Annotated in this window: 7 protein-coding genes; 5 read left to right on the top strand and 2 right to left on the bottom strand. The window is 63.7% G+C overall.

The features are described 5' to 3' along the window. The first annotated feature begins 231 nt into the window (after positions 1-231). From IU452_RS37830 to IU452_RS37820, 3 genes are all read left to right on the top strand, one after another. Positions 232-1,188 carry an alcohol dehydrogenase catalytic domain-containing protein gene (locus tag IU452_RS37830; protein ID WP_195114091.1) on the top strand — a complete coding sequence of 319 codons (957 nt, stop codon included), beginning with the start codon at positions 232-234 and terminating at the stop codon, positions 1,186-1,188. A 459-nt stretch (positions 1,189-1,647) separates the two neighbouring features. Continuing rightward, entirely contained in the window at positions 1,648-2,742 is a 1,095-nt protein-coding gene (locus IU452_RS37825) for a serine hydrolase domain-containing protein (RefSeq protein ID WP_195114090.1), read from the top strand. Between the two features lie 606 nt (positions 2,743-3,348). After that, positions 3,349-4,107 carry a MerR family transcriptional regulator gene (locus IU452_RS37820; protein WP_195114089.1) on the top strand — a complete coding sequence of 253 codons (759 nt, stop codon included), beginning with the start codon at positions 3,349-3,351 and terminating at the stop codon, positions 4,105-4,107. A gap of 378 nt (positions 4,108-4,485) precedes the next feature. Here the strand turns inward: IU452_RS37820 and IU452_RS37815 are convergent, their stop codons facing one another. Continuing rightward, positions 4,486-5,340, bottom strand: coding sequence for a DUF6461 domain-containing protein (locus IU452_RS37815; protein ID WP_195114088.1), 855 nt, complete (start codon positions 5,338-5,340; stop codon positions 4,486-4,488). Further along, positions 5,268-5,549, bottom strand: a complete 282-nt coding sequence (locus IU452_RS39725; protein ID WP_416382412.1) for a DUF6461 domain-containing protein — start codon at positions 5,547-5,549, stop codon at positions 5,268-5,270. Before IU452_RS39725 ends, IU452_RS37815 begins: the two co-directional genes overlap by 73 nt. Before the next feature lie 480 nt (positions 5,550-6,029). Here IU452_RS39725 and IU452_RS37810 point away from each other — a divergent pair, with 480 nt between their 5' ends. Further along, positions 6,030-6,770 (top strand): hypothetical protein, encoded by a 741-nt coding sequence (locus IU452_RS37810; protein WP_195114087.1) that lies wholly within the window; start codon positions 6,030-6,032, stop codon positions 6,768-6,770. A gap of 453 nt (positions 6,771-7,223) precedes the next feature. Further along, a complete protein-coding gene (locus tag IU452_RS37805) occupies positions 7,224-7,838 on the top strand; it encodes a hypothetical protein (protein WP_195114086.1) in 615 nt (204 codons plus the stop codon). Positions 7,839-8,053 lie beyond the last annotated feature (215 nt).

The following is an 8,053-nucleotide window of genomic DNA, read 5'->3' as shown; positions in this document are numbered from 1 at the left end:
TGTCGCCTGTCCGACGGAAAAGTCCGCGAAGTCACCGAGTACGTAGACACCCAGCTGCTGATGACAGCAGTGATCGAACCAGCCATGTAGGAATCAGGAGGAGGCGATGTCTCTCACTCTCGACACCACTACCTCATGTGCCGACCACACGGGACGGCCGTCAACGAGATGGTGATGCGCCGCGTCAGGACGTCTCACTCTGCTTGATTGATCTTCTAAGGAGGCGGGGTTGTGCGGGCGGTGGTAATCGGTGAGGGAGGCCAGTTCGGGTTGCAGCAGCGAGATGACCCCGTTCCTGGCCCCCGCGATGTTCTAGTCGATGTTCGGGCAGCTGGTCTTAATGCTGCGGATCTGCAGCAAGCTCGGGGGAACTATCCGGCGCCTGCGGGGTGGCCTGCCGATATCCCTGGTCTCGAGATTGCCGGAGAGGTGCTTCAGGCAGGGACAGCGGCGGATGGCGTCGTGCCTGGGGATCGCGTGATGGCGTTGATCGGCGGTGGTGGTCACGCCGAGCGCGTAGTCGTCCCGGCTGATCTGCTGATCCCGGTGCCGACACAGCTGTCGTGGGCGGAGGCGGGAGGTTTTCCCGAGATATTCAGTACCGCCTGGGACGCGTTGGTGAGTCAAGCACAAGTGGGGGTTGGTGATCGTATCCTGATCACCGGTGCGGCCGGGGGTGTGGGGACAGCCATGGTGCAGATCGCGTCCGCAACGGGCGCGGATGTGGTGGCCAGTGTGCATCGCCGTGAACTGCACGAGAAGGTGAAATCTCTTGTGCCAGAACAGAGATACTTGACTGTCGTCACTCCGGACGAGGCACCTGACCATGGCCCCTTCGATGTGATCGTCGAACTCGTCGGTAGGGACGACTGCCTGCAACAGGTGTCACGGCTGCGCACGGGTGGCCGACTGCTGCTGGTAGGCGTGCACGCGGGAACCACAGCGCCATTGCCTATTTCCGGGTTGCTGCTGGCCCGCGCCAAGGTGATCGGCACGACCATCCGAGGGCGGAGCCCTACTGAAAAAGCAGTGCTGGCGCATAAAATCCGTACCAAAGTCGCCCCTCTCCTCGCCGAGCGCCGTATTCGGGTGCCAATCGAGGCGACATATCGACTCGAGGAGTACGCCGATGCCTACGGCCGCCTGGCCGCGCCGGGCAAATTCGGCAAGATTGTCTTCACGCCATAACTCGTGACCACAGTGCCCTCCTAGGTGGGGGATCGATGACGTGCCGATCGGCGTGGTTGACCTGAACCTCGATGAGTTGGTGCGTTGCCGGATCAGCGGGTTGCTTGCTTCTCCAGCTCGCCGTGCAGGACTGCTACGGTGCGGGTGGTCTCGGTCGCGCCGTGCCGCTCCGAGTGTCGAATGCACCATAATGCTGCGGTGCGGGCGTTCTGCGGGGGCGAGATCGACCGCGGCGCCGAACGTCCTGCAGCCATGACTCAATCGCCCTCCCACGCCCAACCCCCAACACGATGATGGAAGACCACCAGGCAATCACGACAGCCCGCGGCGTTCAAGCAGCACACGACGTCCTACGACTGAGCTGCACCCGCTCCTGTTGGTTGCCAGGTAGATTCTCGGGGCAAAGATCGGGGTGATTCCCGATTTCGTTGCGGTGCTAGGTTCGCCAGGCTCATTGTCGTGATCGGTTCGAGAAGAGGATCCGGATTCGTCGCGGGTGCGATCGCCCTGGCGCTGGTCGTGCCATCGGCGGCTGCATGTGCTAGCGGTGCGGGGCCGACGCGACTGCAGCAGGGGTTGGATTCGATCGTGGCCGCCGGGGCGACCGGAGCCATCGCCGAGGTTGATACCGGCGGGCACCGGGCGCGTGCGTCCAGTGGTGTCGCCGAGACAGGGTCCGCCGCACCGGTTCCGGTCGACGGGCGATTCCGGATTGGCAGCGTCACCAAGGCGTTTACCGCGGTCGTCGTGCTGCAACTAGTGGCCGAACACCGGCTCGGGCTCGACGACCCGGTCGAAAGCGTTCTCCCAGGAGTGCTGCGGTATGCCGACCGCATCACGATCCGCCAGTTGCTCGACCACACCAGTGGCGTCCCGGAATACCTCGAGACCCTCCCGTCGCCGCGTTCGGCGGCCTTCCTCGACCTGCGCTGGCGGACGTGGACCGATGCCGAACTGGTTGCCCGAGTGGCCGACAAACCGCTGCTGTTCGGGCCGGGCACGAAAGCCAGCTACTCGAACACGAACTACCTCCTGCTCGGCATGGGCATCGAACGCATCACCGGGAAGCCTTTCGCGGCAGCGATGCGCGACCGCATCGTCGGGCCGCTGCACCTCACCGACACGACCATTCCGGGCACCGACCCGAATATCAGAGGCCCACATGCCCACGGATACTTGTCGATCGCGCCGAACGGACTGGTCGACATCACCGAACTCAACCCGTCGGTCATGGGTTCTGCAGGTGAGATAATCTCCACCACGGCAGACCTGAATCGCTTCTTCGGTGCACTGCTGGACGGTCGTCTGCTACCTGCGCCGCTGCTGCAGGACATGCGCACCACCGTGCTGGGTTCGAAATACGGGCCCGGGCTGATCACGTTCGAGTTGTCGTGTGGCATCACCGCCTACGGCAAGGACGGCGACGCGCCCGGCTATTCGACCTGGTCGTTCGGCACCCCCCAGAAACGAATCACCGTCTCGCTGACCTGGGGAGCTGGCCGTCCCCACGATGCCGCGCGCACGTTGCTCGACAGAGAACTGTGTTCAACATGAACCATCGCATCCACCCCGACGATCACCCCACGGGCCGCCTGATCAATAGCCACTGACGGAGAGCTGCCCCAACTGATTCCACCTCAGCAACTGAAAGTGAAGGCGAACACGCCTGTCTCGGGTCGAGATCATGGCTGGTTCGCGTGGTCATCCCGCATATGCGTGGCGAAAATGGTGAGCAGGTCTGCGGCGCTGTCGGCCAGGAGTAGGGCGTGGTCGGTGTTCTCATCGGACATCCACCGCAAACGGAAACAACTAAGGCGACCGGATCGGGGACAACCTGGTCCGGCCCGGCCCACCCACAGGCTGACTACGGTTTGCTGAAGTACTCGATAATGCCGCTGGTCGGTCGTTAGTCGCAGCAAGATCGACTGCGCCGCAAGACGTCCGCACATGCCGATGCGGGGGCGTTCCGGATGGTGGGTTCTGCTGTGATTCGCAGCGATGGATGGCGGTGTACTCACGGCATCAGGTGACACACCAGCGATAAGGATCGCGCGAATCCGCCGATCCGGTGCATCCGCGCTTGACCTTGCCGTAACGGCAACTTCTACCGTCGAAGACAGGCCGGACGGACCGGCCGCACGGGAAGTGATGGGAAGTGCCATGAGCTGGTCGATCGCCGAGGTGGCGAGGATGTCGGGCATCACCGCCCGCACCCTGCGGCACTACGACGACATCGGTCTGCTCGAGCCCGCGCACGTGGGTGTCAACGGCTATCGCTACTACGAGGAAGAGCAACTGCTTCGCCTGCAACAGATCCTCGTGCTGCGTGAGCTCGGCCTGAGCCTGGCTGAGATCGCCGAGTCGGTCGACTCCGAGCCCGACACCCTGGCCGCCCTCAAGCGCCAGCACATCCGACTGCGCACCGAGAGCGACCGCCTGGCGCGGATGGCCGACACCGTGGCGCGCACCATCGCCGAATTGGAGGGGAAGACCGAGATGGCAGTGAAGATCAATCGCCCGGAGAACCTGTTCGAGGGCTTCGACCACTTGCAGTACGAGGACGAGGCCCGTGAGCGCTGGCCGGAGCAGTACGAGCAGTCCCAACGCCACTACGGGACGATGACCGCCGAGGACATCGAGCAATGGCAGCGGGAGGGCACGGCGTGGATGATCCGTATGGCCGAGCACCTGGCGGCGGGCACGCTGGTCGACGACCCGGCGGTCCAAGCAGAGATCCACACTCATTACGAGGGCTTGTGTCGCTTCTGGACTCCGAACCGGGAGGCGTACAAGGGCATGGGCCAGATGTTCGTCGACGACGACAGGTACAAGGCGACCTACCTGAAGATCGCCGAGGGGCTGGCCGAGTATCAACGGGACGCGATGATCGTCTACGCGGACCAGCGGCTCGCCGAGTAGAACTCGCCCCGCAGGGTAGGGATCTGTTGGGAACCGTGGTGTCCCTCCGCAGTCAGTGCGGAGGGACACTCTTGTTTGCTCGGCGATCCGGAGTCCGCGTAGCCAACGTGCGTGTGTATCGATAACGTTTCCCGAACACGGGAACCGGCGGCTGCCCATCTTCATGGACCGCCACGGAACCCCGGCAGAACCCCTCAGCCCTCCCGAGCCCTCTGGTCAGCAAGGCCGGACATCTCGCTCTAGTCAGCGAAAGTGAGCGCTCATGCCGCTGGTCGCGCGTTGGTCAATCGTCCGGATCGGTTGGCTGACAAGGCTTTCCAACGTCCCATAATGCCGAATATCGTGCGGGTTCTTTGCCCGTTCGAGTGTGTGGTTATGTCAGCCAATTCTGGCAGCCGAACACCCCATGGACAGCCGGGGGTTCTGCCGGTCCGAGCGTGATGTCAACCCGCAGCGGTGGGGGCCGGGTTGGATGGCGGCGCCGAGAGCGCGGGCGAGCAACCCGAGATCGAACGCGCGGTCACGTTCGATCTCGGTCATCCGCCACCGTCCTTCACCGCCATTCAACGCCCTATGGGCGCGCCGGTCCTCGGTAAGCCAGCTGCGCACATGCTCACCGAGTGAACTGTCGGGGGCGATCGAGACCGGCTCTCCGCGTTCTGCTGCGGCGAGTGCGTCAGCGAGGCCGGGAGTGTCGGTCAAGCCGTGCAGACTGGTGAGCCGTCGTACTTCGGTGACCGCATCGACAGGGCCGTCGTAGCCGGGTCGAACAGCCGGATCGTTGCGTGCTTCGGCGAACCAGGGCTCGATCTGTGCACTCATCAAGGGGCCGTTGAGTGCCTCGAACGTAGGCAGACGGCCGGTGAACTGTTCGATCAGCCGTAGGCAACGCCCGTAGGGGCGGTCGTGGTTGTTGTCGAAATCGCCGTCCTCGTAGAAATCGCCGTCCTCGTCGTCCTCGTTGTCTCCCATAGCGAATCCGACTTCGAGCATGTGGGAGAGCAGGCGGTCGGGATCGGCGCCGTACCGTAGGTGTGGGTAAGGGCACGTCGGATCGAACCCAGTGATCAACACGCCATCGACTGCATAGGCGAACGCAGGAGACGCGTAGTCGTGCCGCAGCACGGATAGCGCCTCGGTTCCGTGTGACAGCGCGGAGGTCAGGCTGATGCCGTTGAACCCGTCCGACTCGAATACGACGGTCCACCCACCCAGCGGTAGCGCCAACGCCATCTCGGGATATCATCGTCGAAGTTGTCCAGGTCCCCGACATCCGACCACGTGCGGGTCGCAAACGTGCCGGGCAGACCGCCCATCCGCCGCAACGCCTCCGCAGCGTCCACATCACGGATGAAGGTGAGACAGTAGGTCTCCCCCAGCGAATCTCGTCCCCCACCGTCCGCCCAAGCCAAATCATCAACAGCCACTGGATCACCTTTCATCAAGCAAGGCTGCACGTGAGTCTAACGTGCTCGCCGCGCGGCGAATTTTCTTGTGCCGCTGCGCTTCCAGGTCTGTGCCGCGGGTTTCTGTACAATCCGATACGGCTACAGCTGGTTTCGCCGGTGCTCGGCATAGATGCGCTGAGCTTCCGCGATCTTCCCCGCAGCGTTTTCGAGCTGTCGGGCGGCGGGTGCTTACAGAAGGCCGCCGCGTCGTTGACTTAGTACGACGCCGCCCGAGCAGCAGGCCAAATCCGAGGGCGAAAGAGCTGGCCTTACTTGACAATAGCGAGCGGTAATGCCGCTGGGCGCGCGTTGGTCAATCGCCCAGATTGGTTGTCCGACAGGGCCTCCCACCGCGCGCTCATGCCGAAATTGTGGGCGTCCAGGCGGCCCGCAGTCCGGGCTGGGATCCGATATCCCCAGTTGATCGGCGGCTGACGACTGCCCACCGGGACGCACTGTCAGTACAGTCCGCGCATGACCTACTACCTCGCCCACAAAGGCGGCGAACGTGAGTTCTTCGGCGTCCCTTTCCCGGCCGTCGGCGTTCGAGTCGGGTTCGACAGGGACAAGCTTTTCGCAGCCCGTGAACGATTGTCGGGCGCACCGGTCGATCGGCAGGCCGATGGGGACGAAGGACTCGTCGTTCACGAAGACCCAATGGTGGTGTCGGCGTTGCCCGATCGGCTGTGGCGCGTCGACGACCTCGAGGGCGAACTCCGGCTTCGTCCGGGCAATCGCTGGGTACGGTGCACGTCTTTGACCGTGCGCGAGGAGCTGCCCAACTGGTTGGTGATGGGCCCGAACGGCGACCTGGTAGCACAGGTGATCGACCAGGTGCGGGACCTGACCGATGAACAGGCCCGAGCCATCGCAGCCATGGCCCCGGACGAGGAGAAGTGGCTGACGCGCACCCTGTGGGATCGATGGCTGTCGAACCCCGACTCGCCGGTCGGCTGCGGTTCGCCTGTCGGCTCGGGCCTGTCCGAGGTGCACCGGGCGGTGACCGCGGCCGCACGACGGACCGGTCCACACCTGTTCGGTTGGGATCCCGAAGATGAGGCCGAGGTCATCACCGACATGGCGTGGCAACAAGCTGGCGCTGCCGCTGACGCCGCTGCTCTGGCATATGGAGCACCGCACATTCTTGACAACCAGGAAAACCATCGACTGGCGCTGCGCTGGATCACCGTGATCGGCACAGCGCCTCCCGCCTGACTCGAATCTCTCTCGCACGGCTGCGCCGCACTTCGAATCATCCGCAAATGCCGCGACCCGCGCGTTCGATGTCGGTGCCCGACGTCGTCGCCGAACGATGGATTCTCCACAGCTGGGGTGCGTGGAGCCCGCACTACGTCATATCCGCCCGTTTCCGCCGATACCCACGACATGTGTCGGGAGCCGTTTTGCGGCCGGGCGGATGCGTCGCCCAGCTGGAGCGCGTACAAGAGATCGCGGCGTGGTCGACTCTTCTCGTCGCTGCCCCGCTTTGTCGCCTCGCTGGGGGCTGACAACGGAATCCACTGCGGCGGTTCGTGTTTCCTCTGCACTTGGGACAACCCCCCAATCATGAGGTCTATCGGCCCGCACTCGATGATGGGACGATTTCAGCTGTCCGAAGCAACTCCCCGGGCCGGGTGGATTTCGGGCTCAGGCGACGCGCTTGTCCTGATGAGCGGCACGAACGTCGACATCCGGGATCGACCTCGCCACGATGCCGGCGGTTGTGCTCGCCGCCAGTCCTACGGTGAGGAATGGGAGTATTCGATGAACACACGAATCGGTCGGCCGGGCATCGGTGTCGCCGGGTTCGTTGCAGCCGCTGCTGTTGCCACGGTGTTTCTGGCACCGCAGGCCGGTGCCTGTGAGTTCAGTGGTGCCGTAAGCCTCACGGTATGCGGCGGGGTGCCAACAACTGGGCCCGACGCCTACTATGTGAACACGCCGGTTACGTTCACGGTCAACTTCCCCGATCCTCCACATCACCGGTTCGACAGGCCTGTCAATTTGTTCGCTACCTATGATCCAGACCATTACATCGATCCAATTCTTTATCCAGACCTCGCCACCATTGTCGGCTCCGTAACAACGCCTCCGGGAACCACTTCAGCCAGTATCCAGTTCACCCCCACCAAACCGGGCTACTACGACTTCCTTGTGCAAGATGGCGACGGCGTCAAATACGGGCCGATGGGGTTCACTGTGGCTGCCGCTCCCCCCACCCCGCCCGCGACCACTGCTGGTACCAACAGTGCGAAGTCGGTACCGGACTTGTGGGTCAAGTAGTCGACACCGAACCCCAGTTGGCCACCCGGATGCTGGTCCGCGCCCTGGATCCCGGGCTGCCATGCGGGTGGTTTCGGCCTAGCTCACGATCCGGCGACGCGGTCGGACTCCCAATCCGCCAATCGATTCCGGTTGCCCGGTCCCGAGCATGCCCGGATCGGGGACCGGAAAGGTAGAGCCACCGCCACGGAACTGAACTGCGCAGCAGCGGATTA

The sequence above is a fragment of the Nocardia transvalensis genome, from assembly GCF_015477765.1.
GTDB lineage: Bacteria > Actinomycetota > Actinomycetes > Mycobacteriales > Mycobacteriaceae > Nocardia > Nocardia transvalensis_A.
Note: the sequence above shows the minus strand (reverse complement) of the source record. Positions and strands in the feature narration are given on the sequence as shown.